Raw genomic sequence first — 26,327 nt, 5'->3', positions numbered from 1 at the left:
CCCTTACTGCGTATCTTCGCGCCAGGCGTATTCGATCTCTTCGGCGAGAATTTTCACCCCGGCTTCAATTTTTTCCGGATCGGGCACGTAGTTCATCCGCATGCACTGATGTGTATGTGGCCACGGCTTATCCAGCCCCGGGAAGAAGTAATCACCTGGTACCATCAGTACGCCGCGCTTTTTCAGGCGCTGGTAGAGCAGTTCGGTGGTGATAGGCAGGTCCTTAAACCACAGCCACAGGAAAATCGCCCCTTCAGGTTTGTGGATCAGGCAGCGTTCTTCCGGTAAATAGCGGCGAAGAATCGCAATGGTTTCCTGAACGCGCTGGTAATAGAACGGCTTGATCACCTCATTCGACAGGCGCAGCAGGTCGTTGCGTTTGATCATTTCGCACATCATCGCCGGACCGATGCCGCCCGGTGAAAGGCTGATAATGCCGTTCATATTGGTAATGGCGGTGATGATTTTCTCATTGGCAATGATGATGCCGCAGCGGCTGCCCGGCAGGCCCAGCTTAGAGAGGCTCATGCACAGGACAATGTTCGGGTTCCACAGTGGACGTGCTTCGCTGAAGATAATACCGGGGAACGGTACGCCGTAGGCGTTATCGATCACCAGCGGGATGCCGTGCTGATTCGCCAGCGCATCCAGCTTCATTAACTCCTCGTCGGTGATCACGTTGCCCGTTGGGTTCGTGGGACGTGATACGCAGATCATGCCCGTCTCTTCACCAATATGCAGATGTTCAAAATCGACGTGATATTTGAACTGGCCTTCCGGCAGCAGTTCGATGTTCGGGCGCGCGGAGACGAACAGATCCTCTTCCAGGCCGGAATCGGCGTAGCCGATGTACTCTGGCGCCAGCGGGAACAGCACTTTTTTGGTGGTGCCGTCGGCGCGACGCCCAGCGAAGAGGTTAAACAAGTAGAAAAATGCGCTCTGGCTGCCGTTTGTCAGTGCAATATTCTGTGGTTCGATATCCCAGCCCAGCTCGTCACGCAGCATTTCAGCGAGGAGTGCCAGCAGTTCAGTTTTCCCCTGCGGGCCGTCGTAATTGCAAAGCGCATCGGTTGCTTTGCCGCTTTCCAGCATCTGAGCAAGCAGGGTCTGGAAATAGGTATTCATCTCCGGGATTTGAGCCGGGTTTCCGCCGCCGAGCATGATTGCGCCCGGTGTGCGCAGCCCGTCGTTGAGGTCCTCCATCAGGCGAGTAATGCCTGAATGGCGGGTAAATTTGTCGCCGAAAAGTGAAAACGTCATAGCAGGTGATCTGTCGAGCTTATTTTGAAAGTGGGTAACCATAACGCTAGCACCGTGCTGGTGCAAATCGGCTGGTGTGGTCGGATTTGTTGTTTTATAGGGTGGGAGTGGCTTTATGTAGTGAATAGTTCTGGTGCTTTTCCCCTCACCCCGGCCCTCTCCCCAAAGGGGCGAGGGGGAAAAGACCGCACCGTGCAATTCCCTCTCCCCTTGGGGAGAGGGTTAGGGTGAGGGGGTAAATTATTGATTACCTGCCCAAACCACCATCACCTTATCGCCCTTATGCTCGCGCACGAAGCCATACCCCTCTTTCAGCGACAGCGTGGTTTGCTTGCCTTCACCTATCGCGGGATGGCGGGCGCGGAACTGACCCAGCGTTTGCCAGTGGGCGACGGTTAAGGCCTGTTTGCCCGTCACGTCCTGCCAGTTCATGTCCGAGCGGGTGCCCTGCAGCGGGTCGGAACCCGTCGGGCCGAACGGACGTTCAGATTCATCTCCGTAATAGATTTGAACGCTACCCGGTGCTAACAGCAGCAGTTCGGCCGCGCGCTGGCCGCCTTCACGGAACAGGCGCGTGTCATGCGAGGAGAGATAGCTCAGCACATTGAAGCTTTGCAGCTTTTCCGCCATCTGCTGCCACGTGAGGTCCATATCAGCCAGGCAATTTACCGCTTTCGCCGCCTGCTCCTGATAATCGAAGTTGATCATCGCGTCGAAGCCGTGGCGATAATAATCGCTCTGCATGACCCCGTGGCCCCAGGATTCCCCTGTAATCCAGAATGGCGCGTTGTCGAGCTTTTTGTCCGGGTTCGCGCCTTTCCAGGCAGCCAGCGCCTGGCTTGCCTGGTCTTTCAGCTGTTGCCAGGCCGCAAGTTCGACGTGTTTGGCGGTATCCACCCGGAAACCGTCAATGCCATAGTCCCTGACCCACTGGCTGAGCCAGTGGGTCAGGTAATCGCGCGGGGTATAGCCCGGAATGGCTTTCGCATGGGTATCGGGTTTGTGTTGATAGAAGTTGGGTAACCCGGAAGGCGCGGTGGATTCCGTTTTCAAATCGGGTAAGAACGCCAGCGACATCGTTAAATCATCGAAGCCGGGGTTGTCGTAATCGCCAATGTCGGTGCGGATCCACTTTTTCCCCCACCATTTTTCCCATGCGGCTTTGTCGCTGAAGTTGATGTAGTCGTTAAAGCTGTGCCAGCTTTGGCCTGCGCCCGGCGTCCAGTTTGTCCAGCGCTCTCCCAGCGTCTTTTTCAGCTCATCGCCCTGCAGGTACAGGGCGCCAAACTGATACTCCTGCATGTCCGCAAGCGTTGCGTAGCCCGTGTGGTTCATCACGATATCGAACAGGATGCGAATGCCGCGTTTATGCGCTTCATCAACAAGATGGCGTAAATCCTCTTCGCTACCCATGTTGGCATCAAGCGTTGTCCAGTCCTGGGTGTAGTAGCCGTGATAGGCGTAATGAGGGAAGTCACCTTTGGTCCCCCCGCCCACCCAGCCATGGATCTGCTCAAGCGGAGAGCTTATCCAGAGGGCATTCACGCCCAGCTGCTGTAAGTAATCGAGCTTGCTGGCCAGTCCCTTAAGATCGCCGCCGTGGAATGTGCCTATCTCCTGCATGCCGTCTTTATGACGGCCATAGCTGTTGTCGTTGCCAGGATCGCCATTCACATAGCGGTCGGTCAGTACAAAATAGACGGTGGCGTTTTGCCAGCTAAACGGCGCGGGTTTGTCGGTTTCTGCGCGCTCAAGCAGCAGCAGGCCATTGCTGTTGGCAGCTGGCTGCAGAGTGATTTTTCCGTTCTGCACTGTCGCGGTCTGTTTACTGTAATAGTCGCGCACGACCGAGCCTTCCGGGAAGGTATGGCTGACGTCCAGCGTCAGCGGTTTACCGTCCCACGTCGGGCACTGGCGGATGACGTTTGCCACCGGCTGTTCTGCAGTGCTCTGGATGGTCAGCAGCAGAGTGGGCGTGCCGGAGCGGGTGTCTATCCGCATCTGGTATTCACCGTCGCGGAACAGGCGCCACTGCGGCGGCGTGCCGTCACAGGGTTTAAGTGACAGCATCTCATTGAGTTTTATCGCGTCTGTTGGCTGCCAGCACGTGTTGTCAAAACTCACGGTCAAAGGACGCGTACCCTTCGCAAGCTTTGCCTGGCTTATGAAAACGCCGGTGCCTTCGGCGCTAAAGGCGTTAAACCCCGGTGACGACCAGTCAGCATGTGCCAGTGCGGGTAACATCAGAAAGGCTATTGCGGTGCGTTTCATTCCATTTTCCTGTCGCGGCATTTTTGACCAGTGTGCCACCAGGCGGAGGGTAAAAACTCATCCCCCGGCGCTTTCTGCCCGGAGGATGCGTGAGGATGAGTGATCTCGCGCAAAATTAGGCAGTTATCTGCGAGATCGCACACATTTTTTCAGAATTGATGCTTAAATGAGCAAGTTTCAGATGACATAGTTTCAGAATTGGACTATTTCTATACGTGCTCTTGAAGTCTATTTTTGATATGATTTGAGATTCCGCTCTCAAATTTGTGAAAAAAATAAGGTGTTAGGATGATTACATCCGACCAGGAGACCTAATGATATCGACTCCCATCCGACGATATGGGGCTGCGATACTCATGTTACTCACCACGGCATTTTCGGGTGAGGTGCTTGCGAAGACGCACACGGATACAACGAGTAAGAAAGCCCACGTAATAAAGACGACAAGTAGTAAGGTTAGCAGTAAACAAGAGTATTCTCGCAATAGTGCAAAGAGTAGTTCACTTCCTGATTTGCGAAAATACCCTTCCGGAACACCAAGGAAAAAAGCGTTTCTCCGGACGGTAATGCCTTACATCACGAGTCAAAATGCCGCGATTACTGCGGATCGTAACTGGCTGATTTCGAAACAGTACGATAGCCGCTGGTCGCCGTCAGAGCGCGCGCGTCTGAAAGATATCACGAAGCGCTACAAGCTGAGCTGGAACGGTAACACTCGTCGTGTGCCGTGGAACGCTCTCCTTGAGCGTGTGGATATCATCCCGGGTAGCATGGTTGCGACCATGGCGGCTGCTGAAAGCGGCTGGGGGACCTCTAAACTTGCGCGAAACAACAATAACCTTTTCGGTATGAAGTGTGTGAAAGGTCGTTGTAACAATGCGCCTGGCAAGGTGAAAGGTTATTCTCAGTTTGAATCAGTGAAAGATTCTGTGAATGCCTACGTGGTGAATCTGAACACGCACCCGGCCTACTCATCGTTCCGTAAATCACGCGCGCAGTTGCGTAAAGCGGACCAGGAAGTGACGGCCAGTACGATGATCCACAAGCTGAAAGGGTATTCGACGAAGGGGCAGAGCTATAACAACTATCTGTTCGCGATGTATCAGGATAACCAGCGCTTAATTGCCGCCCATATGTAATCTTAAAAGAACGCCTTCCACTGGAAGGCGTTTTCTTTTCTATATCAGCACCTCGCTGTGGCGATCCCGGTACTCTTTGGGTGTGGTGTCATATTCTTTGCGAAACACCGAATAGAAATACTGCAGGGATGGGTAACCGCACATCTGCGAAATTTCGTTGATCGACAGCGACGTGGAGATGAGCAGGCTGCGGGCCTTCTCCAGCTTCTCAGCATGGATAACCGCATGAATGGTTTCGCCCACCTCTTCTTTGAAGCGCTTCTCCAGATTCGAACGCGAGATGCCCACTGAATCCAGAACCTGATCGACCTTAATCCCTTTACACGCGTGGTTGCGAATGTAGTGCATGGCCTGAATGACGGCAGGATCGCTTAAAGAGCGATAGTCGGTTGAGCGCCGTTCAACGACCCGCACAGGGGGTACCAGCAAGCGCTGAAGCGGCAGAGACTCTTTATCCAGCAGACGATGCAGCAGCTTCGCCGCCTGATACCCCATCTGACGTGTGCCCTGAGCAACGGAAGAGAGCGCCACGCGAGACAGATAGCGGGTAAGTTCTTCGTTATCAATGCCAATCACGCACAGTTTTTCAGGTACCGGGATGTGTAAATGTTCGCAGACCTGCAGCACGTGGCGCGCGCGGGCATCCGTAACGGCAATAATACCGGTTTGCGGCGGCAGCGTTTGCAGCCAGTCTGCCAGGCGGTTTTGCGCGTGCTGCCAGTTCTCCGGTGCGGTTTCCAGCCCCTGATAGACCACGCCGCGGTACTTTTCCTGCGCGACCAGCTGACAAAACGCGTGCTCACGCTCAACGGCCCAGCGCTTGCCGCTGGTGGCGGGCAAACCATAAAACGCGAAACGATGAACGCCTTTCTCTTTTAAATGGAGAAAGGCCGCTTCGACCAGGGCATGGTTATCGGTAGCAATATAATGGACTGGCGGATAGTGTTCCGGGGAATGGTAGGAGCCGCCGACGCCCACAATCGGGACGTCGACGTCGGTCAGCAGTTGCTCAATGACGGGGTCGTCATAGTCGGCGATGACACCATCGCCCAGCCAGTCTTTAATGTTCTCCAGACGGGTGCGGAAATCTTCTTCAATAAAGATATCCCACTCCGATTGCGACGCCTGCAAATATTCGCCAACCCCTTCAACCACCTGACGGTCGTAGGCTTTATTGGCATTGAATAACAACGTAATGCGGTGACGCTTTTCAAACATGGCTCACTTCCCAATTAAGTCACAATACCGTTATCAGGCCCGTCGCTTGGTTGCTGAGTCCATCCAGACTGCCAGCAAGAGAATGGCCCCCTTGACGATATACTGCCAAAACGTCGGGACGTCCATCATACTCATCCCGTTATCCAGCGAAGCCATAATAAATGCCCCCATCACCGCGCCCGCCACGCTACCGATACCGCCTGCGAGGCTGGTGCCGCCAATGACGCAGGCGGCAATAGCATCCAGCTCGGCGATGTTGCCGGCGGAGGGAGAACCGGCCCCCAGACGCGAGCTGAGGATCAGCCCGGCAATGGCGACCATCAGGCCATTAATGGCGAAGACGGCCAGTTTGGTACGCTCGACGTTAATCCCCGACAGACGGGCGGCTTCAAGGTTGCCACCGATGGCGTAAATACGGCGACCGAAGGCGGTACGGGTGGCCATAAACATGCCGCCCAGCAGTAAGAGGGCCAGCAGCAATACCGGCGTAGGGACGCCGCGATAGTCGTTCAGGAGCCAGATTGCGCCGAGCACAATGACTGCGGTGAGCGCCTGACGCCCGACCACCGACGTTGACGCCGGCGACGCCAGCCCCAGCGCCTGACGGCGCATACGACCGCGCCACTGCCACGCGACAAACGCCAGCAGACCAATCACCCCAATCGTAAAGCCTATGCTGTCTGAGAGGTAACTCTGGCCAATCTGCGACATAGCCGCGCTGGTGGGGGAGACGGTGGTGCCGTTGGTGATGCCGATTAAGATCCCGCGGAAGGCCAGCATTCCTGCCAGGGTAACAATGAACGACGGCACTTTACGGTAGGCAACCCACCAGCCGTTCCAGGCACCCAATACCAGGCCAAATACCAGCGTGACCGCCACGGTCAGCGGCAGCGGCCAGCCAAGCCAGACGTCAAAAATGGCCGCCACGCCGCCAAGCAGGCCCATCATCGACCCGACCGACAGGTCGATTTCCGCGGAGATAATCACAAACACCATTCCCACGGCCAGAATGCCGGTGATGGCGGTCTGGCGCAGCAGGTTTGAGACATTACGCGCGCTCAGGTACGAGCCATCGGTCATCCAGGTAAAAAACAGCATGATGACGATAATCGCCGCGATCATCACGAAAACCTGCAGGTTCAGCGCTTTTAGCCCCGCAAACGCGCCGGGCGTCGGAACAGCGACTTTGATATCAGACGGATTGCTTTTCGACATGACGTTCGCTCCTTAAAGCGGCTTCCATCACCTGCTCCTGCGTCAGGTTCTGGTTAATCAGGTTGGCTTTCAGTTTTCCCTCGTGCATGACCAGCACACGGTCGCTCAGGCCGAGCACTTCGGGTAACTCAGACGAGATGACAATGACGGCAATCCCTTGCTGTACAAGCTGATTAATCAGTTTGTAGATTTCATATTTGGCACCGATATCAATCCCTCGCGTGGGCTCATCAAGGATTAATATGCGTGGGTTAAGAAGCAGGCAGCGCGCCAGAATCGCTTTTTGTTGGTTGCCGCCGCTCAGACGACCAATGGCCAGTTCAGGAGAGGATGTCTTCACCTTGAGGCGGGCGAGAGACTGCAGAATACACTGCTGCTCTGCGGCATCGTCCAGGCTGCTTAGCGCACCGGAGAACTGATCGAGTGCTGCCAGCGTGATATTTTTACCGACCGCCATCACCGGCACGATGCCGTCTTTTTTACGGTCTTCCGGGACCATGGCAATGCCGTGGGCAATCGCCTGCTGGCAGTTGTCAATTTTCACCGGCTGGCCGTCGATATAAATCTTGCCCTCCCAGCGCCCCGGCCACACGCCAAACAGACACTGTACGGCTTCGGTTCGCCCGGCCCCGACAAGCCCCGCAATCCCCAGAATTTCACCGCTGTGAAGAGAAAACGAGACGTTATTGACGCGCTTAATGTGGCGGTTAACGGGATGCCATGCCGTCAGGTTTTCCACGCGTAACACTTCGTCACCGGTGGTGTGAGGTTGATTAGGGTAGAGCGCCGTCAGCTCGCGGCCCACCATCATAGTGATGATGTCATCTTCACTCATGCCCGCGGCTTCACGCGTGCCGATGTGTTGTCCGTCGCGGATCACGCAAATGGTGTCCGAAATGGCTTTGACCTCGTTGAGCTTGTGCGAAATGTAGATGCAGGCGATGCCGTGGTTTTGCAGGTCGCGGATGATATTGAGCAGAACCGCGGTTTCCTGTTCGGTGAGTGACGCCGTGGGCTCATCGAGTATGAGCAGCCTGACCTGTTTATTCAGCGCTTTCGCAATTTCGACCAGCTGCTGCTGCCCCAGGCCCAGATCTCCCACGCGGGTGTCCGGTGAAATGCTGAGGCTAACCTGCGCCAGCAGCTTTTCACAGCGCAGCGTCATGGTGTCGTAATCCAGCACGCCGTGGCGGGAAATTTCGGCCCCAAGGAAAATGTTCTCCAGCACGGTGAGATGCTTCACCAGCGCCAGCTCCTGGTGGATGATGGCGATGCCTTTACGTTCGGTATCGCGAATGTGTGTCGCCTGAATCACTTCACCGGCAAAGACGATTTCGCCTTCGTAACTGCCATGGGGGTAGATCCCGCACAACACTTTCATCAGCGTTGACTTGCCCGAGCCGTTCTCGCCACACAGCGAAACGACTTCGCCGGGGTTCAGCCGGAGACTGACGTTGTCGACGGCTTTCACCGTGCCGAAGCGCTTGGTGATGCTTTTCATTTCAAGTAAATAAGGCATAACTGCTCCACGTAACCCGAGGGAAGAACAGTACAACGTGAAGCGCCCCCGCAGAGCAGGGGCGCGCCGGATTACAGTTCGCTCTTCTTGTGGAAACCGTCTTTAATCACGGTGGCGTCAATGTTCTCTTTATTGACTTCAATAGGGGTGAGCAGACGAGCCGGAACGTCTTTCAGCCCGTTATTCAGCGTCGCGTCGGCTTTAGGTTGCTTACCGTTGCCCAGCTCCACGGCAATTTCCGCCGCCGTATTCGCAAGCTCGGTAATCGGTTTGTAGACCGTCATGGTTTGGGTGCCGGCGATAATGCGTTTTACCCCGGCCAGATCGGCATCTTGCCCTGAAATGGCCACTTTCCCGGCCAGGCCCTGGGCGCTCAGCGCCTGAATCGCGCCGCCTGCGGTGGCATCGTTGGAGGCGACGACCGCATCAATTTTGTTGTTGTTGGCCGTCAGCGCGTTCTCCATAATTTTCAGCGCGTTTTCTGGCAGCCATCCGTCGGCCCATTGATCGCCAACCACTTTAATTTTCCCGCTGTCGATGTACGGCTTAAGAACTTTCATTTGCCCTTCGCGGAACAGTTTGGCGTTGTTATCTACCGGTGAACCGCCCATCAGGAAATAATTGCCCTGAGGCACTTTGTCGATCAGGCTTTGCGCCTGTAATTCGCCCACTTTTTCATTGTCGAAGGAAATATAATAATCAATATCCGCATTATTAATCATACGGTCATAGGCCAGAACTTTTATCCCTTCCTGTTTGGCTTCTTTCACCACGTTACTTAATACCTGGCCGTTATAGGGGATAATGACCAGGACATCGACACCACGGTTAATCATATTCTCAATTTGCGACATTTGCGTTTCTTCGTTGCCGTTCGCCGACTGAACAAACACGCTTGCGCCAAGTGATTCTGCTTTCTTAACAAAAATATCGCGATCTTTTTGCCAGCGCTCCAGACGCAGGTCATCAATCGCCATGCCAATTTTGACCTCCTTAGCATGGCCTGCAAAGCTTGCCAGCAGGAGCGTAGTGCAGAGCGTTAGGGTCAGGTTCTTTATCTTCATAATTATTAGGCCTTTTGTAGGGGTATGTGTTGCTGAGATAAAAGAAACATTCACTACTGAGACGCAGCAAATTTTTAACGCGGAAAGGCAGGCTGGCAATTACAGATTTTTATCTTCCTATTATGATATTTGGTTTATTTCTGAATTTATGACCGCGATCGGATTTTAAAATACGTAACGTCTTAATTACATTTGATTCTGGAATACACGCCGAAAAATAGTTTGCCTGCGCATTATTTTGCGAGCCAGCGCACAGTTGTGCATTCTCTCAATAGCAGTGTGAAATAACGTAATTGAGCAACCCCAAATGTCTATTCACTATTACTCCTGTATCAACGACTCGCCGCATACCCTGATTATGGAGCTCAATATGCAAGCTTATTTCGACCAACTCGATCGTGTTCGTTACGAAGGCCCAAAAACGACCAATCCTTTAGCATTTCGTCACTACAACCCGGATGAGCTGGTGCTGGGTAAGCGCATGGAAGATCATTTGCGCTTTGCTGCCTGTTACTGGCATACCTTCTGCTGGAATGGCGCCGACATGTTCGGCGTGGGTTCCTTTGACCGTCCGTGGCAACAGCCGGGTGAGGCTATCGAGCTGGCGAAACGGAAAGCCGATGTGGCGTTTGAGTTCTTCCACAAGCTGAACGTGCCGTACTACTGCTTCCACGATGTGGACGTGTCGCCAGAGGGCGCGTCGCTGAAAGAGTACCTGAACAACTTCGCGCAGATGGTGGATGTGCTGGCGGCGAAACAGCAGCAAAGTGGCGTGAAGCTGCTGTGGGGCACGGCGAACTGCTTCACGAATCCACGCTACGGCGCGGGGGCAGCAACTAACCCGGATCCGGAAGTGTTTAGCTGGGCGGCCACCCAGGTGGTGACAGCCATGAACGCCACGCATCAGCTGGGCGGTGAGAACTATGTTCTGTGGGGCGGCCGTGAAGGCTACGAAACCCTGCTTAACACGGACCTGCGTCAGGAGCGCGAGCAAATTGGCCGCTTTATGCAGATGGTTGTTGAGCATAAGCATAAAATCGGTTTCCGCGGCACGCTGCTGATTGAGCCGAAACCGCAGGAACCCACCAAGCACCAGTATGACTATGATGTGGCGACGGTGTACGGCTTCCTGAAGCAGTTCGGCCTGGAAAAAGAGATTAAAGTTAACATTGAAGCCAACCACGCCACCCTCGCGGGCCACTCATTCCATCACGAGATCGCGTCTGCGATTGCGCTGGGCATTTTCGGCTCTGTCGATGCTAACCGTGGCGATGCGCAGCTGGGCTGGGATACCGACCAGTTCCCGAACAGCGTGGAAGAGAATGCGCTGGTGATGTATGAAATTATTAAAGCGGGGGGGTTCACCACCGGTGGGTTGAACTTTGACGCCAAAGTGCGTCGCCAGAGCACCGATAAATACGATCTGTTCTACGGCCACATTGGCGCGATGGACACCATGTCGCTGGCGCTGAAAGTGGCCGCGCGCATGATCGAAGACGGCGAGCTGGATAAGCGCGTGGCGAAGCGGTATAGCGGCTGGAACAGTGAGCTGGGCCAGCAAATTCTGAAAGGTCAGTTATCGCTTGCGGAAATTGCGAAGTACGCTGAACAACATCAGCTGGCTCCGCAGCACCAGAGCGGACATCAGGAGCTGCTGGAAAATCTGGTCAATCACTACCTGTTCGATAAATAACAGCACGCAGGCCCGGTAAGCGGTAGCGCCACCGGGCATTTCTGTTAAAGGAGTCACCGTTAATGTACATCGGGATCGATCTTGGCACATCGGGTGTGAAAGCCATCCTGTTAAGCGAGCAGGGCGACGTGTTAGCAACGCAGACAGAAAAACTGCAGGTTTCACGTCCGCACCCGCTGTGGTCGGAGCAGGATCCGGAGCAGTGGTGGCAGGCGACGGATCGTGCCATTCAGGCCCTGGGTGAGCAGCACAATCTGCGTGGCGTCAACGCGCTGGGGATCGCCGGACAAATGCACGGCGCTACGCTGCTGGATAACCAGTATCGTGTGCTTCGTCCCGCCATTCTCTGGAACGATGGCCGATGTGCAGAAGAGTGCGCACTCCTTGAGGCGCGTGTTCCTGCCTCTCGTGAAATTACCGGAAACCTGATGATGCCCGGCTTTACTGCGCCCAAATTGCTATGGGTGCAGCGCCACGAGCCGGATATTTTCCGTCAGGTGGCAAAAGTATTGCTGCCAAAAGATTATCTGCGTTTTCGCATGACGGGGGATTTTGCCAGCGACATGTCCGATGCCGCCGGCACGATGTGGCTCGACGTGGCGAAACGTGACTGGAGCGAGGCGATGCTGAATGCCTGCCATCTGACCCGTGAACACATGCCCGCACTGTTCGAAGGCAGTGAGGTGACGGGCACATTGCTGCCAGCGGTTGCGGAACGCTGGAATATGCCTGCCGTACCGGTGGTGGCCGGGGGCGGGGACAACGCGGCGGGGGCTGTGGGTGTCGGGATGGTTGAGGCCGGGCAGGCTATGCTCTCGCTGGGAACCTCCGGCGTCTATTTTGCCGTCAGTGACGGGTATCGCAGCAACCCTGAAAGTGCAGTGCACAGCTTCTGCCATGCGCTGCCAGGAAAATGGCATTTGATGTCGGTGATGCTGAGTGCCGCGTCGTGCCTGGACTGGGCGGCGAAGCTGACCGGGATGGCCGATGTGCCTGCGTTGATTGCCGCAGCGCAACAGGCGGATGAAAAAGCCGGTACCGTCTGGTTTTTACCGTATCTGTCCGGTGAGCGTACGCCGCACAACAACCCGGAAGCAAAAGGCGTGTTCTTTGGCTTAACCCACCAACACGGTCCGGCAGAACTGGCGCGAGCGGTTCTCGAAGGCGTAGGTTATGCCCTGGCTGATGGAATGGACGTGGTGCATGACTGCGGCCTGAAACCGGCGAGCATTACCCTGATTGGCGGCGGGGCGCGAAGCCCGTACTGGCGACAAATGCTGGCGGATATTAGCGGACTGCAGCTGGATTTCCGCACCGGTGGTGACGTCGGGCCAGCGCTCGGTGCCGCGCGACTGGCGCAGATCGCCATGAACCCGGAAATACCGCTGTCGCAACTGCTGCCGCAGCTTACGCTGGAACAGGCGCATCTGCCTGATGCCGCACGCCATGCGCGTTACGCGGAAAGGCGCGATGTGTTCCGCAAAATTTATCAGCAGCTGCTGCCGCTGATGTCGTAAACGCGATTGTCTGCCAGCGGCACGAGGATGTCCTTTTTTGGTCTGTCCGCGTGCCTGTTTCCTCGTCAGTATGTATTCATACCCACTGGCGAGGAGCACCATCATGTCACGCATTGCACTACTTAACATCGATACCCAACAGTCTTTTCATCACCGTGATTACTGGCAGGAACAAGACATTCCGGCCTTTCAGCAGGCAATGCTGGGGCTGATTGAGGGTTGCCAGGCACGCAATATTCCCGTCGTTGATATATTTCATGTGGATGAAGATGGCCCTTTCTCACTGCAAAGCGGCTATGTCAAACCGATGGCCTTTTTACGTCATCAGCCGGATGTGGTTTTCCAGAAACACGTCCATAATGCCTTCACGGATACCGGGCTTGACCGCTGGCTGCGCGCGCGTGATATCAACCAGCTGATCGTGTGTGGCATTCGTACTGAACAGTGCTGTGAGACCACCGCACGGGTGGCATTCGATCTGGGTTATGCTGTGACCTTTGTGAGCGAGGCAACGCTGACGTTTCCCATGACGTACAGAGGGATTACCCTTAGCGCAGCGGAAATTCGCCATCGTACCGAAACGGTACTGGCCGGGCGGTTTGCCGGAATTAAAACGGTAGCGGAGACGCTGGAGTCACTGTAATGCGCATCGACGTCTGGTTTGTAATGTTGCCCGGGGTGCTGTCTTTAGATATGACCGGCCCGGCGGAAACCTTTGTGCTGGCGGGCGATGCGTTTCGCCTGCATTACATTGGCCCGCAACCTGAGGTCCAAACGTCGATTGGTCTCGCAATGAGCGGCATTCAGCCCTTACCGGAAGGGCTCCCGGCGGGGAGCCTGCTGGTCCTGCCCGGCGTGAGCGACTCCCGCACTCAGTTTTCGACACCGCAGGCGTTGCAGATCCAGCACTGGCTGATGCGCCTGCAGCCCGCCATTCAGCGTCGGGATATCACGGTGATGTGCGTCTGTTCGGGGGCATTGCTGGCGGCGAAATCCGGGTTGCTGAATCACCGGCAGTGCACCACACATCATGACGTGATTAGCCGTTTGCGTACCGCGGCTCCCTCGGCGGTGATTAAAGAAAACCGGATATTTGTGCAGGATGAGAATATCTGGACCAGCGCAGGCATCACTTCAGGTATCGATCTGGCGCTGCATATGATTAACCGCCTGTGTGGCCCCGAAAAGGCGCTGGCCGTGGCGCGTGAGATGGTGGTCTGGTTCCGCCGGTCGGGAGACGATCCGCAGCTTTCTCCGTGGCTACGCTACCGCAATCATCTTCACCCGGCTATCCACCGTGCCCAGGATGCGCTGACCGCCGAACCACAAAAAGCCTGGAGCGTCCCGGATATCGCCGCGCTGGCGCACGTCAGTCCCCGCCATTTAACCCGTCTGTTTCAGACGCATTTAGGCATTAGCGTTCGCGATTACCTGGAGCAGTTGCGTCTGGCAGTGGCCGAGCAGTGGTTATTGCAGGGGCGTGGCGTGGAGCAGGCTTCCCTGGCGGCAGGGTTTTCTTCCCCGCGCCAGTTTCATCGCGCCCGACTGCGCACTGTTAACTGACGAAGCGGCGCGTATCTACCTTCTGTAGCAGCATCGACAGCAGTAAGCTGACGACCAGTGTGGCGGAGAAAATCCAGACGATGTCCAGCACCGGCCAGCTTTTCAGTTCCACCCCCCTCGTTCGCAGAGCGTGGATCACCAGGGCATGAAAACCGTAAATCCCCAGCGAGTGGCGCGAGATATATCCCAGCACGGGAAGCGGGCGCGCGTTCATCGTGTTTTTGATCAGCGTCAGCAGGGAAACGGCACAGATAAAGACCATCGGCCCGCAGTAGAGATACCAGGTATCCGCAAAATTACCGCGCCACTGCAGTTCATGCAGTGTCCCGCGCGCAATCACCGCCACGCCAGCGATAAACAGCGCCGCGCAGAGCCCGTTCATACCGCGTTTTTGCGTATTCATCATCCCGATGGCCCGCCCCAGCATGCCGTAAAGCACATAGTAAAAGGTATCGCCGTTGATGTAGAGGTTGACCGGTAGCCACTCAAAACCGTCGATTTTCTGCGAGACTGTATTTGGGTTGGCGACAATGCCAATCACCACCATCAGCGCCAGCAGCATTTTTCCGCTGACGTTTTTCACCTGTATGAGGGGGGAAACCAGATAGATAACGATAATGGCGAAGAAGAACCACAGATGGTAGAACACCGGTTTTTGCAGTACGTATTTCAGCGCTAACCCGGCGTTAATTGAGGTGAACAGCGTGATATAGAGCAGGGCAATGGCGCTGTAGAACCCGAGGCAAGCTGCGATGCGAATGAAATGCCTAGGCTGCGCGCTACGCTCGCCAAAAAAGAGAAAGCCGGAAATCATAAAGAACAGCGGAACGCTGACGCGTGAAGCAGAATTGAGAATATTGGCGATATCCCAGTTAACGGGGCTGACGCTGTGGGCGTTCGTGATGTACCAGGTCGTCGTGTGGATCATCACCACCATCAGACACGCTATTCCTCGCAGGTTATCAATCCAGTTAATTTTAGACTGCATCAGTTCCTCTTTTCCCTGTAAATAGAGTGTGACTGCCGTTGTGGAAATATCTTTCCCTGGAAAAATCTGAGATTTATTCAGCAGTGTTGTCGGGAGGCCGCGAGATTCGCAGAATGCCAGACCATAATCTATAAAAGCTTTGATACTAAAAATAACAGCCACAGACCAGGGCGGTAATAAAAATGATGATGAAGCGTGTGGCGTCACTCTTTCTGCTGGGCATTCTGGCAGGATGCAGTGCCCCGCAAGAAGCACCAGTGCAAAAAGCACAGCAGGGTAAAATGAGCCCGGAACGTTCACTGAATATGGAAGCGCTCTGTAAAGATCAGGCTGCCCGACGTTATAACTCGGAGGTGCAGAAAATTGATGTCACCGGGTTTGAGCGCTTTCAGGGAAGCTATGAGCTGCGGGGCCATACCTCCCGTAAAGAGGGCTTTGTCTGCTCGTTTGATGCGGACGGTCAGTTTTTACACCTCTCCATGCGCTAGCCTGCTCGGATAATCAACAGCCAGACGCCTGCGGCGTTCTGGCTTGAATGCTTATTTCCCAATTTTCCCTAAACAACTCCGTTTCGTACTGTATATCTTGCAGCCAGCGGGTATACTGGTCCCTTCCATTTAAAACCACACGTATCCAGCACGAAATACTATGCAAAAGTTTGATACCAAGACCTTCCAGGGCCTGATCCTGACCTTACAGGATTACTGGGCTCGTCAGGGCTGTACCATTGTTCAACCTTTGGACATGGAAGTCGGCGCCGGCACTTCACACCCGATGACCAGCTTACGCGCGTTGGGGCCAGAGCCAATGGCGACCGCTTATGTGCAGCCTTCCCGCCGTCCGACCGATGGTCGTTACGGTGAGAACCCGAACCGTCTGCAGCATTACTATCAGTTCCAGGTGGTGATTAAGCCATCACCAGACAATATTCAGGAACTGTATCTCGGGTCACTGAAAGAGCTGGGTATGGATCCCACCATTCACGATATCCGTTTCGTGGAAGATAACTGGGAAAACCCAACGCTGGGTGCCTGGGGGCTGGGTTGGGAAGTGTGGCTGAACGGCATGGAAGTGACCCAGTTTACCTACTTCCAGCAGGTTGGCGGTCTGGAATGTAAACCGATCACGGGTGAAATCACCTACGGTCTGGAACGTCTGGCTATGTATATTCAGGGCGTAGACAGCGTTTACGACCTGGTCTGGAGCGACGGCCCGCTGGGTAAAACCACCTACGGCGACGTGTTCCATCAGAACGAAGTGGAGCAATCCACCTATAACTTCGAATACGCGGACGTGGACTTCCTGTTCACCTGCTTCGAGCAGTACGAGAAAGAAGCGCAGCAGCTGCTGGCGCTGGAGACTCCGCTGCCGCTGCCTGCTTATGAGCGTATTCTGAAGGCCGCCCACAGCTTCAACCTGCTGGACGCCCGCAAAGCGATCTCCGTGACTGAACGTCAGCGCTACATTCTGCGTATTCGTACCCTGACCAAAGCCGTTGCAGAAGCTTACTATGCGTCCCGTGAAGCCCTTGGCTTCCCGATGTGCAACCGAAACAAATAAGAGGCGGCCATGTCTGAGAAAACTTTCCTGGTGGAAATCGGCACCGAAGAGCTGCCACCAAAAGCCCTGCGCAGCCTGGCTGAATCTTTTGCTGCGAACGTGACTGCCGAGCTGGATAACGCTGGCCTGGCGCACGGTAAAATTGAATGGTTTGCTGCACCGCGTCGTCTGGCGCTGAAAGTGGCTAACCTGGCGGCGTCTCAGCCGGATCGTGAAGTGGAAAAACGTGGCCCGGCCATTGCCCAGGCGTTCGACGCCGAAGGCAAACCGAGCAAAGCGGCAGAAGGCTGGGCGCGCGGTTGCGGTATCACCGTTGACCAGGCCGAGCGTCTGACCACCGACAAAGGCGAGTGGCTGCTGTATCGCGCTCACGTAAAAGGTGAAAGCGCTGAAGCGCTGCTGCCGGAGATGATTGCGAGCTCACTGGCTAAGCTGCCGATTCCTAAGCTGATGCGCTGGGGCGCGTCCGACGTGCACTTCGTGCGTCCGGTTCACACCGTGACCCTGCTGCTGGGCGATACCGTGATTCCGGCCACTATTCTGGGCGTGGCGTCCGATCGTGTGATCCGCGGTCACCGCTTCATGGGCGAGCCTGAGTTCACCATCGACAATGCCGATCAGTATCCGCAAATCCTGCTGGAGCGCGGTAAGGTCATTGCTGACTACGAACAGCGTAAAGCCAAAATCAAAGCCGATGCAGAAGAGGCGGCGCGTAAGATTGGCGGTAAAGCCGATCTGAGCGACAGCCTGCTGGAAGAAGTGACCTCGCTGGTGGAGTGGCCGGTTGTGCTGACCGCGAAGTTCGAAGAGAAGTTCCTGGCCGTTCCGGCTGAAGCGCTGGTGTACACCATGAAGGGTGACCAGAAGTACTTCCCTGTCTACGCCAACGACGGCAAGCTGCTGCCAAACTTCATCTTTGTCGCGAACATCGAATCGAAAGATCCGAGCCAGATTATCTCCGGTAACGAGAAGGTGGTGCGCCCGCGTCTGGCGGATGCCGAGTTCTTCTTCAACACCGACCGTAAAAAACGTCTGGAAGATCATCTTCCGCGTCTGCAGACCGTACTGTTCCAGCAGCAGCTGGGTACGCTGCGCGACAAGACCGATCGTATTGCGGAGCTGTCCGGCTGGATCGCCCGTGAAATCGGCGCTGACGTCAACCACGCCACCCGTGCGGGCCTGCTGTCCAAGTGCGACCTGATGACCAACATGGTGTTCGAATTTACCGACACCCAGGGTGTGATGGGGATGCACTACGCGCGTCACGATGGCGAAGCGGAAGACGTGGCGGTTGCCCTGAACGAGCAGTATCAGCCGCGCTTTGCGGGCGACGAGCTGCCGTCTAACCCGGTTGCCTGCGCCGTGGCGATTGCCGATAAGATGGACACCCTGGCAGGTATCTTCGGTATCGGTCAGCATCCAAAAGGCGACAAAGACCCGTTTGCGCTGCGTCGTGCGGCGCTCGGTGTGCTGCGTATCATCGTTGAGAAGAACCTGAACCTGGATCTGCAGACCCTGACCGAAGAAGCGGTGCGTCTGTACGGTGACAAGCTGACCAACGCCAACGTGGTGGATGATGTGATCGACTTTATGCTTGGTCGCTTCCGCGCGTGGTATCAGGACGAAGGTTACACCGTTGACACCATTCAGGCGGTGCTGGCGCGTCGTCCAACCCGTCCGGCAGATTTCGATGCGCGTATGAAGGCGGTTTCCCACTTCCGTACGCTGGAAGCGGCATCTGCCCTGGCTGCGGCCAACAAGCGTGTCTCCAACATTCTGGCGAAATCCGACGAAACGCTGAACGAGCGTGTAAACGCCGCGACGCTGAAAGAGCCGGAAGAGATCGCCCTGGCGATGCAGGTTGTGGTGCTGCGCGACAAGCTCGAGCCGTACTTCGCGGAAGGCCGTTACCAGGAAGCGCTGGTGGAGCTGGCGGAGCTGCGTGACGTTATCGACGCCTTCTTCGAGAAAGTGATGGTGAACGTAGAAGACAAAGAGCTGCGTATTAACCGTCTCTCTATGCTCGAAAAACTGCGTGAGCTGTTCCTGCGCGTAGCGGATATTTCGCTGCTGCAGTAAGGTGCCTGTTGTTATAAATATTAAAAACCCGCTTCGGCGGGTTTTTTTATGGGTCTTTTGTCGGCCGGATAAGCGCAGCGACATGCAGCAGGTTTAGCCTATCGCGACTGTGCCTTTATCCGTCTGCAGCCAACGCGGCGCCTTCAGCGTATCGGCAAAGTAGCTGACCAGTTCGCGCAGCAAATCTGTCATCACGATTTCAGATTGTCGCGGCAGTGTGCCGTTCATCAGCAACTGCGTAATCTCCTGACAGTAGCGTCCCAGCTGATCGCATTCGGGGGCGAAAACCGGAAGGCGTGACGGCAGTTCCTCCACGGTCAGGCTGGCTTTTAAATGCTCCGGGACAGGTTCCAGAAGCGTGGGTTGCAGAAGATTCAGGCAGGCGGAGAGTCGGCCGTAAAGCGCCATTTTTGGGGCGGGTTCTTCGCAATCGACCAGTGCGTCGGTAAAACGTTCGCAGTTATCCGCCAACTCGGTGAAGTCGGTTGTGTGGTTGAAGGGCAGGGTGAATAAAGAATGAGCGTGGGTTGGGGTAGTAGCCATATTGGCAGCATCCGATAAGTGATATAGCTTCCACCACCGGAAATGCTAATTTCGCTGGTGGTGGACTGAACAGAGTTAGCATTACCGGCCTTATCGGATACCGGCGCATCTTTCGATGCCCCTGCTCAGCCCACCATTGAGATGTAGCAAAGCATGCTGCAACAGTTTTGAGCTATGTTGCTGAGGATATTACCATTTCTGGAAAGAGGCTCGCAAAATTACCGCGATGAAAAGCATACTGCGGGCAGAGGTCTTACAGCGACGCCATGGTCCGGCTGTAAATCGCTGAGGCGTTTCCTGTAGGCCGGGGCGAGGCGCAGGGATGCGCCGAGAGGGCGGGCTTTACAGGGATGTTACCTCCGCCCGTCCCCGATAAGCCGGAAGGAATAAGCCGAAGGTACCGCGTAGCGGCGATTTACCGCCGGGAGCCCGGGTCGCCAGGGCGGTGGCGATTGAGCCGCCCTGGCACGTTCACCGGCATTGTCGTAACAGAGTAGCAAGGAACATAAAGTGAACGGAATAACCTCCACAGCCGTATGTTCCCCCTCACCCCAACCCTCTCCCTTCAGGGAGAGGGGGTCGTTTGTGCAGGTATTATTTTGTGGGGATCCCTCAGCCGAAAGGGAGAGGGAGTACGAATCGACCAAAATTTAACCTTGAAATGGTCAACACATTACCGCTATCCTTATCCGCGTTAACTTTCCCGCTCTGGAGCGCCCCCCAAAAATGAACAAACACGACTGATGAATTTCGATCCTTGCTAAACGCCACCGCGTCAGCAGGGGATGTTTTGATTTCATTCAGGAGTGCTTATGGCTCATTTTGCGCAGTCCCCTTCTTTTATTTTGCATCAGGTCTCCTGTCAGTTTGCGACGGGCGATATCCTTTTTGGTCCGCTGAATCTCACGCTCGAGCCCTCCCTGTGCGCGCTGGTTGGCCGCAACGGCAGCGGGAAAACGCGTCTGCTGCGCATGCTGGCGGGGCGGGATGAACCGGCCAGCGGTCATATTGAACGCTTTGGCTCGCACTTCTATGTGGCGCAGCAGCAGGCTATTTCTCCGCAGACGACACTGGCGGAACTGCTCGGTTACGGCGCGATGTTTGCGGCGCGTAAACGCGTTGATAGCGGCGATTACCAGCCTGACGATCTGGACATACTCGACGGCCACTGGGATTTAGCCGAGCGTCTGTGTGAGGCATTTATCCATGCGCAACTGCCCGCGTTTGATCCGGATAAGCCCGCCGGTGAACTCAGCGGCGGCGAGCGCATTCGCGCCCTGCTGTGTGGGGCATTTACGGCGGACGCAGACTTTCTTCTGCTGGACGAACCCACTAACCATCTGGATCGACAAGGCCGGGCATGGTTTTACGACCAGCTTAGGCGGTTTCAGGGCGGTGTGCTGGTGGCCTCCCATGACCGTGAACTTCTGGAGCAGGTGCCGCGTATTCTGGAACTGAGCGCCTCGGGCCTGCGCAGCTACGGCGGGAATTATGCGGATTATCAAACCCAGCGCGATGCTGAGCAACAGGCTGCCCGTGCGGCGCTGGAACATGCAGCGACCGAGCGCAAACGCACGCGGGCGCGCATGCAAAAAGAGCATGACGACAGCCAGCGGCGGTCGGCAAAAACGTTACGCACCGTTGATACCCTGAATATCGCCTCGTTTGAGCGAGTCAAATACAAAGGCGCGGCAAAGGAACGAATTGGCAGCTGGAAGAAGCAGCACAACGAGCAAAACGAGACGCTGAATGCTGCAGTTAACAAGGCGCGTGAGCGGGTGGAAGAAGATGCCCCCATCATGTTTACCCTTCCGGGAAGCCACATTGCCGAGGGAAAACAGGTGCTGGTGCTGGAGGACCTGCAACTGCCGCATGTCTCTCTCCCGCCAGTAAACTGGCGGATGGATGGCCCCATGCGCGTGGCGCTCAGAGGACCAAACGGCTGCGGAAAATCGACGCTGTTAAAAATCATCCTCGGCGAAATAGCCCCACGTTCAGGTGCCTGTAAGGTTTCCGTCAGCTGCGCATATCTCGACCAGCATCTGTCGCAACTCGATCTTACCCAATCGGTCATGACGCATCTCAATTTGAGTCATACGCCTCTTGAAGAGGGGGTATTGCGAACCCGTCTGGCGCAGCTTCAGCTTGGGGCAGACAAAGTCACGCTCCCGCTGGCAGAGCTGAGCGGGGGAGAACGGCTGAAAGCCGCTCTGGCCTGTGTATTGTGGCGCGAAAAAGCCACACAGCTACTGCTGCTTGATGAGCCGACCAACCACCTGGATCTGGCATCGGTCCAGGCGATTGAAGCGGCACTGGCCGGTTTTCCCGGGGCGTTGCTGGTCGTCTCTCACGATGAAAAATTCCTGCAAGGAGTCGCGTTGACGCATGAGCTGGTGTGGGACGCGGGGGGATGGCGTTGTGAAAGCCTTTAAAACACAAGCCCCCGCAAAGGCGGGGGCATTCAAACGTCACTACGCTATCTGTTTGCTGAGTGCAGGGTTGGCCTGAATCAGGCGCATCAGCTTTAACTCGGTTGGGGTGGGTTTCTCACGTTTCGACTCCCACTCCTGAACCATAGCCACGCTGACACCCATCGCTCTGGCGAATTCTTCGGTTTTCAGTCCTGTCCCTTTGCGCAATTGCTCATATTCTGTAAAGGGATTGGATTTTTGTTGCAGGGTAATCGTCTGCGGTACATCTTTAAAAATGATCTGTTCCAGACTGCTCAGCAGCTCAAACTCAGGATCTTTATATTCCATTGAGGACTCCTCTTAAATCTCACATCGTGATCAAGAACATCAGAGAGCCAATTAAGAATAGTCCCTAATCCAGACCCAGGATCGTCACGGCTGTGATTAATCGTGCGGTAACGAATGCTGTACCCGATTCAGCGATATGGATATTTATGCTAATTACCTGATTAGTCATATGTCGGCCTCGCCAGGTATTTTTTTGTAAATGGTAAGAAATAAATTGGCAATAGCCGTTTTGCATGAAAAGAGTATCTTGCAAGGCTGACCTGGACTATCCTTGTCAGCGTTGGGCACGCGTGTGCCGGTGTGCGCTTTTTTGGGTGAAAGGAGTAATAAAATGGCGACAGGAAAGTCCTGCTCTCGCTGGTTTGCGCCTATTGCGGCGTTGTTGATGGTTGTTAGCCTGAGTGGGTGTTTTGATAAAGAAGGCGATCAGCGCAAAGCGTTTATCGATTTTCTGCAGAATACAGTGATGCGCAGCGGCGAGCGGTTGCCGACGCTGACTGCGGATCAGAAAAAACAGTTTGGCCCCTTCGTGTCCGATTACGCCATTCTTTATGGTTATTCACAGCAGGTGAGCCAGGCGATGGATTCCGGTATCCGTCCGGTAGTGGATAGCGTGAACGCCATCCGCGTTCCACAGGATTATATGACGCAGCGCGAACCGTTACGTCAGTCCAACGGTGCGCTTGGCGTGCTGAGTCAGCAGCTGCAGAATGCGAAAATGCAGGCTGATGCGTCACGTTCTGCGCTGAAGCAGGGCGACGATCTCAAACCTGTCTTCGACAAAGTGTATGAGAAAGTGGTGACCAAACCGTCTGAAGCGCTGCAACCGCTGATTCCGGCCGCGCAAATTTTCACGCAGCAGCTGGTCCAGGTGGGGGACTTTATCGCCCAGCAGGAGACTCAGGTAAGCTTTGTCGCCAATGGCATTCAGTTCCCGACCTCGCAGCAGGCAAGTCAGTACAATACGCTGATTGGACCGCTGGCCTCCCAGCATCAGGCCTTTAGCCAGGCCTGGAGCGCAGCCGTCGCGGCCACAGAATAAACTGAAAAAACCCCGCTTTCGGCGGGGTTTTTTTATGCATTCCGAAAATAACGCTTGTCATTCCTTCCCCACATCGGTATAACTGTTCGCGTCGGTTTGTTACACAGACCTAAAGCAGTTTAGTAAAGCAGTCCAGATTGTTATCCATAGATACCCTTCGTAGTGACCCTTCCTTCATCGCTTAAAAATCTGTAACGCAATCCATCAAGCCGGAAGGCACAATATATTTGTTAATAAGGTAATTTCTATGTCTGCTAAAATGACTGGTCTGGTAAAATGGTTCAACGCTGATAAAGGTTTCGGCTTCATCACTCCTGACGATGGCTCTAAAGACGTGTTCGTACACTTCTCTGCTATCCAGAACGATGGCTACAAATCTCTGGACGAAGGTCAGAAAGTGTCCTTCACCATCGAAAGCGGCGCTAAAGGCCCAGCAGCTGGTAACGTTGTAAGCCTGTAAGCTTCCAACCCAGTAGCAAAGAATTTAAAAACCCGCCTTCTGGCGGGTTTTTTCGTTTCTACCGTTGTACCTGCGGGTTCACGCAGTTTATCTCCACCCTGCCACTGAGGGCAGCGATAAGGTTATCTACCGCCGTGGCCGCCATATTGTAGCGCGTCTCATGGGTGGCGGAGCCGATGTGGGGCAGGGCGACCACGTTGGGTAGCGTCAGCAGCGGAGAATCCACCGGCAGCGGCTCCTGCTCAAACACGTCCAGACCGGCGGCATGGATCTCACCGTTTTGCAGGGCTTCAATCAGTGCCTTCTCATCCACTACCGGGCCGCGACCCGCGTTGATGAAAATGGCTGACGTCTTCATCTTTTCGAACGCCGCTTTGCCAATCAGATGACGGGTTTCGTCAGTCAACGGCAGGACCAGGCAGACAAAATCCGCTTCCTGCAGCAGCGTATCCAGCTCGCAGTAGCGGGCGTTAAAACGTTCTTCAGCTTCACTGTGGTGGCGACGCGCGTTGTACAGAATCGGCATGTTAAACCCAAAATGCGCGCGCTGCGCCAGTGCCAGTCCGATACGCCCCATGCCCACAATACCCAGCGTTTTGCCGTGCACATCCACGCCGAACCAGTCCGGACCTATGCTTTTTGTCCACTCGCCTGCTTTGACGCGCTCAGCCACTTCCACCACGCGACGGGCCGTCGTGAGCATCAGCGCCATTAGCGTGTCGGCCACGGTTTCCGTCAGGGCATGCGGTGTATGCATCAGCAGGATCCTGCGGGCATTAAGGGCCTCCACGTCGAAGTTATCGTAACCCACGGACACGGTTGAGGTAGCACGAAGCTTCGGCATTTTCTCCAGCAGGGCGACATCCACTCTTTCGCTTGAACCCAGCAGGCCTTCAGCGCGGGCGAACGCCTCGGCGTGCTGTGCCACGGTCTCCGGGCTCAGGTTCTTCACCTGCGTGACGGTGAAGTGCTCTTCAAGGCGCTTCTGCAGATCTTCCGGCAGGGCTTTATACAAAATGACGGACGGCTTCATGCTAATCTCCGTTGTGTTTTAAGGTTTCAGGCGTGGCGAGCGCCGACAGGGTGTTGTTGATTATTAGCAGGCTTAACAATCAGAGTAAGCCATACGGAGGCGAAAAGCGCCACCCCCATAAAGATGTATGACGCAGCCGGGCTGCCGGTGGCACCGTTCAGGTAACCGACGAACCAGGAGCCGCAGAACGAGCCCAGCGCACCCATACTGTTGATCAGCGCCATCGCGCCACCTGCGACGTTACGCGGCAGCATCTCCGGGATGATGGCAAAGAACGGGCCATACGGGGCGTACATGGCTGCACCGGCAATCACCAGCAGCGTATAAGAGACCCAGAAGTGGTTTGCGCCCACGGCCCAGGAGCCAATGAAGGCAAAGGCAGCGATCAGCAGCAGCGGCCAGACAAACAGCTTACGGTTTTGCAGCTTGTCCGATGCCCATGAGACGATAATCATCGCGATTGTCGCCGCCAGATACGGCACGGATGACAGCCAGCCGACCTCGACCATACCGAGGTTTTCACCGCCGCTGCGGATAATGGACGGCAGCCACAGCACAAAGCCGTACACCCCAATACTCCAGGTAAAGTACTGCGCGCACAGCAGGATCACGTTGCGGGAGCGGAAGGCTTCGCCATAGTTACGCACCGCCTTCAGTCCTTGCTGCTCTTTATCCAGCTGTGCCTGCAGCGCCGCTTTCTCATCTTCGGAGAGCCATTTCGCCTGGGCAGGTTTATCTTTCACCAGCACCCACCAGCAGAAGGCCCAGATAATCGCCGGCACCCCTTCGATGATAAACATCTCGCGCCAGCCAAAGGACTGGATCAGGTAGCCTGAGACGACCGACATCCACAGCACCGTGACCGGGTTACCGAGGATGAGGAAGGTATTGGCGCGTGAACGTTCGGATTTGGTAAACCAGTTGCTGATGTAGATCAGCATCGCTGGCATTACCGCCGCCTCAACCACGCCGAGGATGAAGCGAATAGCGGCCAGGGCAGGAATATTGTTCACCATACCGGTGAGAGACGCGCAGGCACCCCACAGGATCAGACAGATGAAGATCAGCTTACGCACGCTGCGCCGTTCCGCATAGATCGCGCCAGGGATCTGGAAGAAGAAGTAGCCGAGGAAGAAAAGGGCGCCCAGCAGGGAGGAGATCCCTTTGGTGATCCCAAGGTCTTCGGTGATCCCTGCCGCGGACGCGAAACTGAAGTTGGCACGATCAAGGTACGCCAGGCTGTACGTGATGAACACGATTGGCATGATGTACCACCAGCGTTTTACTGCATTGGTCGAACTGTTCATAGGCTTGCCTCTGTTGTTGAGGTGGTTACCGCCGTTGTCTGTAGGGTACACGGTGGTTTGTTTTGTTGAGTACGATGTATGCCCCCTCACCCCGGCC

At 55.4% G+C, this 26,327-nt stretch carries 22 protein-coding genes and 1 pseudogene; 11 read left to right on the top strand and 12 right to left on the bottom strand.

Annotated features, from left to right (window positions below):
- Nucleotides 1–3 precede the first annotated feature (3 nt).
- Nucleotides 4–1,260: a valine--pyruvate transaminase gene (avtA, locus tag EKN83_RS11385; RefSeq protein WP_025758385.1), complete on the bottom strand. Its 1,257-nt coding sequence runs from the start codon at nucleotides 1,258–1,260 to the stop codon at nucleotides 4–6.
- A gap of 240 nt (nucleotides 1,261–1,500) precedes the next feature.
- Nucleotides 1,501–3,531, bottom strand: a complete 2,031-nt coding sequence (locus EKN83_RS11380) for an alpha-amylase (RefSeq protein ID WP_126800940.1) — start codon at nucleotides 3,529–3,531, stop codon at nucleotides 1,501–1,503.
- A gap of 314 nt (nucleotides 3,532–3,845) precedes the next feature.
- On the opposite strand from EKN83_RS11380, the gene EKN83_RS11375 reads away from it, so the two are divergent.
- Nucleotides 3,846–4,670 (top strand): protein bax, encoded by an 825-nt coding sequence (locus tag EKN83_RS11375; protein WP_032672543.1) that lies wholly within the window; start codon nucleotides 3,846–3,848, stop codon nucleotides 4,668–4,670.
- 39 nt (nucleotides 4,671–4,709) lie between these two features.
- On the opposite strand, the gene xylR is transcribed toward EKN83_RS11375, so the two are convergent.
- From xylR to xylF, 4 genes are all read right to left on the bottom strand, one after another.
- A complete protein-coding gene (gene xylR / locus EKN83_RS11370; protein WP_021242460.1) occupies nucleotides 4,710–5,888 on the bottom strand; it encodes a D-xylose utilization transcriptional activator XylR in 1,179 nt (392 codons plus the stop codon).
- Nucleotides 5,889–5,921: 33 nt separating this feature from the next.
- Nucleotides 5,922–7,103, bottom strand: coding sequence for a xylose ABC transporter permease XylH (xylH, locus tag EKN83_RS11365; protein ID WP_126800939.1), 1,182 nt, complete (start codon nucleotides 7,101–7,103; stop codon nucleotides 5,922–5,924).
- Entirely contained in the window at nucleotides 7,081–8,622 is a 1,542-nt protein-coding gene (locus EKN83_RS11360; protein ID WP_126800938.1) for a xylose ABC transporter ATP-binding protein, read from the bottom strand. Before EKN83_RS11360 ends, xylH begins: the two co-directional genes overlap by 23 nt.
- Nucleotides 8,623–8,693: 71 nt before the next feature.
- Nucleotides 8,694–9,686, bottom strand: a complete 993-nt coding sequence (xylF, locus tag EKN83_RS11355; RefSeq protein ID WP_025759158.1) for a D-xylose ABC transporter substrate-binding protein — start codon at nucleotides 9,684–9,686, stop codon at nucleotides 8,694–8,696.
- Between the two features lie 370 nt (nucleotides 9,687–10,056).
- Here xylF and xylA point away from each other — a divergent pair, with 370 nt between their 5' ends.
- The 4 genes from xylA (at nucleotide 10,057) to EKN83_RS11330 (ending at nucleotide 14,459) form a co-directional block, all read left to right on the top strand.
- Entirely contained in the window at nucleotides 10,057–11,379 is a 1,323-nt protein-coding gene (gene xylA / locus EKN83_RS11345) for a xylose isomerase (RefSeq protein WP_126800983.1), read from the top strand.
- A 62-nt stretch (nucleotides 11,380–11,441) separates the two neighbouring features.
- Nucleotides 11,442–12,896 carry a xylulokinase gene (gene xylB, locus EKN83_RS11340; RefSeq protein ID WP_126800937.1) on the top strand — a complete coding sequence of 485 codons (1,455 nt, stop codon included), beginning with the start codon at nucleotides 11,442–11,444 and terminating at the stop codon, nucleotides 12,894–12,896.
- 103 nt (nucleotides 12,897–12,999) lie between these two features.
- Complete coding sequence (locus EKN83_RS11335) at nucleotides 13,000–13,539, top strand: isochorismatase family protein (protein ID WP_126800936.1); 540 nt, start codon at nucleotides 13,000–13,002, stop codon at nucleotides 13,537–13,539.
- Nucleotides 13,539–14,459, top strand: a complete 921-nt coding sequence (locus tag EKN83_RS11330; RefSeq protein WP_126800935.1) for a GlxA family transcriptional regulator — start codon at nucleotides 13,539–13,541, stop codon at nucleotides 14,457–14,459. The genes EKN83_RS11335 and EKN83_RS11330 overlap by 1 nt, the downstream gene beginning before the upstream one ends.
- Here EKN83_RS11330 and EKN83_RS11325 read toward each other — a convergent pair.
- Nucleotides 14,452–15,447: an acyltransferase gene (locus EKN83_RS11325; RefSeq protein WP_126800934.1), complete on the bottom strand. Its 996-nt coding sequence runs from the start codon at nucleotides 15,445–15,447 to the stop codon at nucleotides 14,452–14,454. The genes EKN83_RS11330 and EKN83_RS11325 overlap by 8 nt on opposite strands.
- Before the next feature lie 182 nt (nucleotides 15,448–15,629).
- Between EKN83_RS11325 and EKN83_RS11320 the strand changes: the two genes are divergently transcribed.
- The 3 genes from EKN83_RS11320 to glyS all read left to right on the top strand — a co-directional run bounded on the left by EKN83_RS11320 (nucleotide 15,630) and on the right by glyS (nucleotide 19,086).
- The gene (locus EKN83_RS11320) at nucleotides 15,630–15,935 is read left to right on the top strand and encodes a YsaB family lipoprotein (RefSeq protein ID WP_025759165.1); all 306 of its coding nucleotides are present in this window, start codon (nucleotides 15,630–15,632) and stop codon (nucleotides 15,933–15,935) included.
- 160 nt (nucleotides 15,936–16,095) lie between these two features.
- Nucleotides 16,096–17,007, top strand: coding sequence for a glycine--tRNA ligase subunit alpha (glyQ, locus tag EKN83_RS11315; RefSeq protein ID WP_003860141.1), 912 nt, complete (start codon nucleotides 16,096–16,098; stop codon nucleotides 17,005–17,007).
- A 9-nt stretch (nucleotides 17,008–17,016) separates the two neighbouring features.
- Nucleotides 17,017–19,086, top strand: a complete 2,070-nt coding sequence (gene glyS / locus EKN83_RS11310) for a glycine--tRNA ligase subunit beta (protein WP_059386737.1) — start codon at nucleotides 17,017–17,019, stop codon at nucleotides 19,084–19,086.
- Between the two features lie 93 nt (nucleotides 19,087–19,179).
- On the opposite strand, the gene EKN83_RS11305 is transcribed toward glyS, so the two are convergent.
- Both EKN83_RS11305 and EKN83_RS23675 read right to left on the bottom strand, forming a co-directional pair.
- On the bottom strand, nucleotides 19,180–19,557 hold the full coding sequence (locus EKN83_RS11305; RefSeq protein WP_229235389.1) for a hypothetical protein: 378 nt from the start codon (nucleotides 19,555–19,557) through the stop codon (nucleotides 19,180–19,182).
- Nucleotides 19,461–19,694, bottom strand: a pseudogene (locus EKN83_RS23675) (hypothetical protein); the annotation flags it as partial. The pseudogene EKN83_RS23675 and the gene EKN83_RS11305, both read right to left, overlap by 97 nt.
- A 747-nt stretch (nucleotides 19,695–20,441) precedes the next feature.
- On the opposite strand from EKN83_RS23675, the gene EKN83_RS11300 reads away from it, so the two are divergent.
- A complete protein-coding gene (locus EKN83_RS11300) occupies nucleotides 20,442–22,061 on the top strand; it encodes an ABC-F family ATP-binding cassette domain-containing protein (RefSeq protein WP_088244009.1) in 1,620 nt (539 codons plus the stop codon).
- 39 nt (nucleotides 22,062–22,100) lie between these two features.
- Here the strand turns inward: EKN83_RS11300 and EKN83_RS11295 are convergent, their stop codons facing one another.
- Nucleotides 22,101–22,388: an HTH-type transcriptional regulator gene (locus tag EKN83_RS11295; protein WP_025759170.1), complete on the bottom strand. Its 288-nt coding sequence runs from the start codon at nucleotides 22,386–22,388 to the stop codon at nucleotides 22,101–22,103.
- A gap of 331 nt (nucleotides 22,389–22,719) precedes the next feature.
- On the opposite strand from EKN83_RS11295, the gene EKN83_RS11290 reads away from it, so the two are divergent.
- Complete coding sequence (locus tag EKN83_RS11290; protein WP_025759171.1) at nucleotides 22,720–23,430, top strand: DUF3053 domain-containing protein; 711 nt, start codon at nucleotides 22,720–22,722, stop codon at nucleotides 23,428–23,430.
- 247 nt (nucleotides 23,431–23,677) lie between these two features.
- Nucleotides 23,678–23,890 (top strand): RNA chaperone/antiterminator CspA, encoded by a 213-nt coding sequence (gene cspA / locus EKN83_RS11285; RefSeq protein ID WP_003860775.1) that lies wholly within the window; start codon nucleotides 23,678–23,680, stop codon nucleotides 23,888–23,890.
- A 58-nt stretch (nucleotides 23,891–23,948) separates the two neighbouring features.
- Here cspA and ghrB read toward each other — a convergent pair whose 3' ends face one another.
- Together ghrB and EKN83_RS11275 are read right to left on the bottom strand one after the other, a co-directional pair.
- Nucleotides 23,949–24,923, bottom strand: a complete 975-nt coding sequence (ghrB, locus tag EKN83_RS11280; protein ID WP_126800933.1) for a glyoxylate/hydroxypyruvate reductase GhrB — start codon at nucleotides 24,921–24,923, stop codon at nucleotides 23,949–23,951.
- Nucleotides 24,924–24,949: 26 nt separating this feature from the next.
- Nucleotides 24,950–26,230 carry an MFS transporter gene (locus EKN83_RS11275; RefSeq protein ID WP_025759175.1) on the bottom strand — a complete coding sequence of 427 codons (1,281 nt, stop codon included), beginning with the start codon at nucleotides 26,228–26,230 and terminating at the stop codon, nucleotides 24,950–24,952.
- Between the last annotated feature and the right edge of the window lie 97 nt (nucleotides 26,231–26,327).

It is taken from the genome of Enterobacter sp. WCHEn090032, assembly GCF_003986875.1.
GTDB classification, from domain to species: Bacteria; Pseudomonadota; Gammaproteobacteria; order Enterobacterales; family Enterobacteriaceae; genus Enterobacter; species Enterobacter sichuanensis.
This window is presented reverse-complemented; position numbering and strand designations above follow the sequence as displayed.

What these genes read in the sequence shown, in the direction of transcription:
- avtA (WP_025758385.1), bottom strand. Translation starts at nt 1,260, where the DNA reads ATGACGTTTTCACTTTTCGGCGACAAATTTACCCGCCATTCAGGCATT.
- EKN83_RS11380 (WP_126800940.1), bottom strand. Translation starts at nt 3,531, where the DNA reads ATGAAACGCACCGCAATAGCCTTTCTGATGTTACCCGCACTGGCACAT.
- EKN83_RS11375 (WP_032672543.1), top strand. Translation starts at nt 3,846, where the DNA reads ATGATATCGACTCCCATCCGACGATATGGGGCTGCGATACTCATGTTA.
- xylR (WP_021242460.1), bottom strand. Translation starts at nt 5,888, where the DNA reads ATGTTTGAAAAGCGTCACCGCATTACGTTGTTATTCAATGCCAATAAA.
- xylH (WP_126800939.1), bottom strand. Translation starts at nt 7,103, where the DNA reads ATGTCGAAAAGCAATCCGTCTGATATCAAAGTCGCTGTTCCGACGCCC.
- EKN83_RS11360 (WP_126800938.1), bottom strand. Translation starts at nt 8,622, where the DNA reads ATGCCTTATTTACTTGAAATGAAAAGCATCACCAAGCGCTTCGGCACG.
- xylF (WP_025759158.1), bottom strand. Translation starts at nt 9,686, where the DNA reads ATGAAGATAAAGAACCTGACCCTAACGCTCTGCACTACGCTCCTGCTG.
- xylA (WP_126800983.1), top strand. Translation starts at nt 10,057, where the DNA reads ATGCAAGCTTATTTCGACCAACTCGATCGTGTTCGTTACGAAGGCCCA.
- xylB (WP_126800937.1), top strand. Translation starts at nt 11,442, where the DNA reads ATGTACATCGGGATCGATCTTGGCACATCGGGTGTGAAAGCCATCCTG.
- EKN83_RS11335 (WP_126800936.1), top strand. Translation starts at nt 13,000, where the DNA reads ATGTCACGCATTGCACTACTTAACATCGATACCCAACAGTCTTTTCAT.
- EKN83_RS11330 (WP_126800935.1), top strand. Translation starts at nt 13,539, where the DNA reads ATGCGCATCGACGTCTGGTTTGTAATGTTGCCCGGGGTGCTGTCTTTA.
- EKN83_RS11325 (WP_126800934.1), bottom strand. Translation starts at nt 15,447, where the DNA reads ATGCAGTCTAAAATTAACTGGATTGATAACCTGCGAGGAATAGCGTGT.
- EKN83_RS11320 (WP_025759165.1), top strand. Translation starts at nt 15,630, where the DNA reads ATGATGATGAAGCGTGTGGCGTCACTCTTTCTGCTGGGCATTCTGGCA.
- glyQ (WP_003860141.1), top strand. Translation starts at nt 16,096, where the DNA reads ATGCAAAAGTTTGATACCAAGACCTTCCAGGGCCTGATCCTGACCTTA.
- glyS (WP_059386737.1), top strand. Translation starts at nt 17,017, where the DNA reads ATGTCTGAGAAAACTTTCCTGGTGGAAATCGGCACCGAAGAGCTGCCA.
- EKN83_RS11300 (WP_088244009.1), top strand. Translation starts at nt 20,442, where the DNA reads ATGGCTCATTTTGCGCAGTCCCCTTCTTTTATTTTGCATCAGGTCTCC.
- EKN83_RS11295 (WP_025759170.1), bottom strand. Translation starts at nt 22,388, where the DNA reads ATGGAATATAAAGATCCTGAGTTTGAGCTGCTGAGCAGTCTGGAACAG.
- EKN83_RS11290 (WP_025759171.1), top strand. Translation starts at nt 22,720, where the DNA reads ATGGCGACAGGAAAGTCCTGCTCTCGCTGGTTTGCGCCTATTGCGGCG.
- cspA (WP_003860775.1), top strand. Translation starts at nt 23,678, where the DNA reads ATGTCTGCTAAAATGACTGGTCTGGTAAAATGGTTCAACGCTGATAAA.
- ghrB (WP_126800933.1), bottom strand. Translation starts at nt 24,923, where the DNA reads ATGAAGCCGTCCGTCATTTTGTATAAAGCCCTGCCGGAAGATCTGCAG.
- EKN83_RS11275 (WP_025759175.1), bottom strand. Translation starts at nt 26,230, where the DNA reads ATGAACAGTTCGACCAATGCAGTAAAACGCTGGTGGTACATCATGCCA.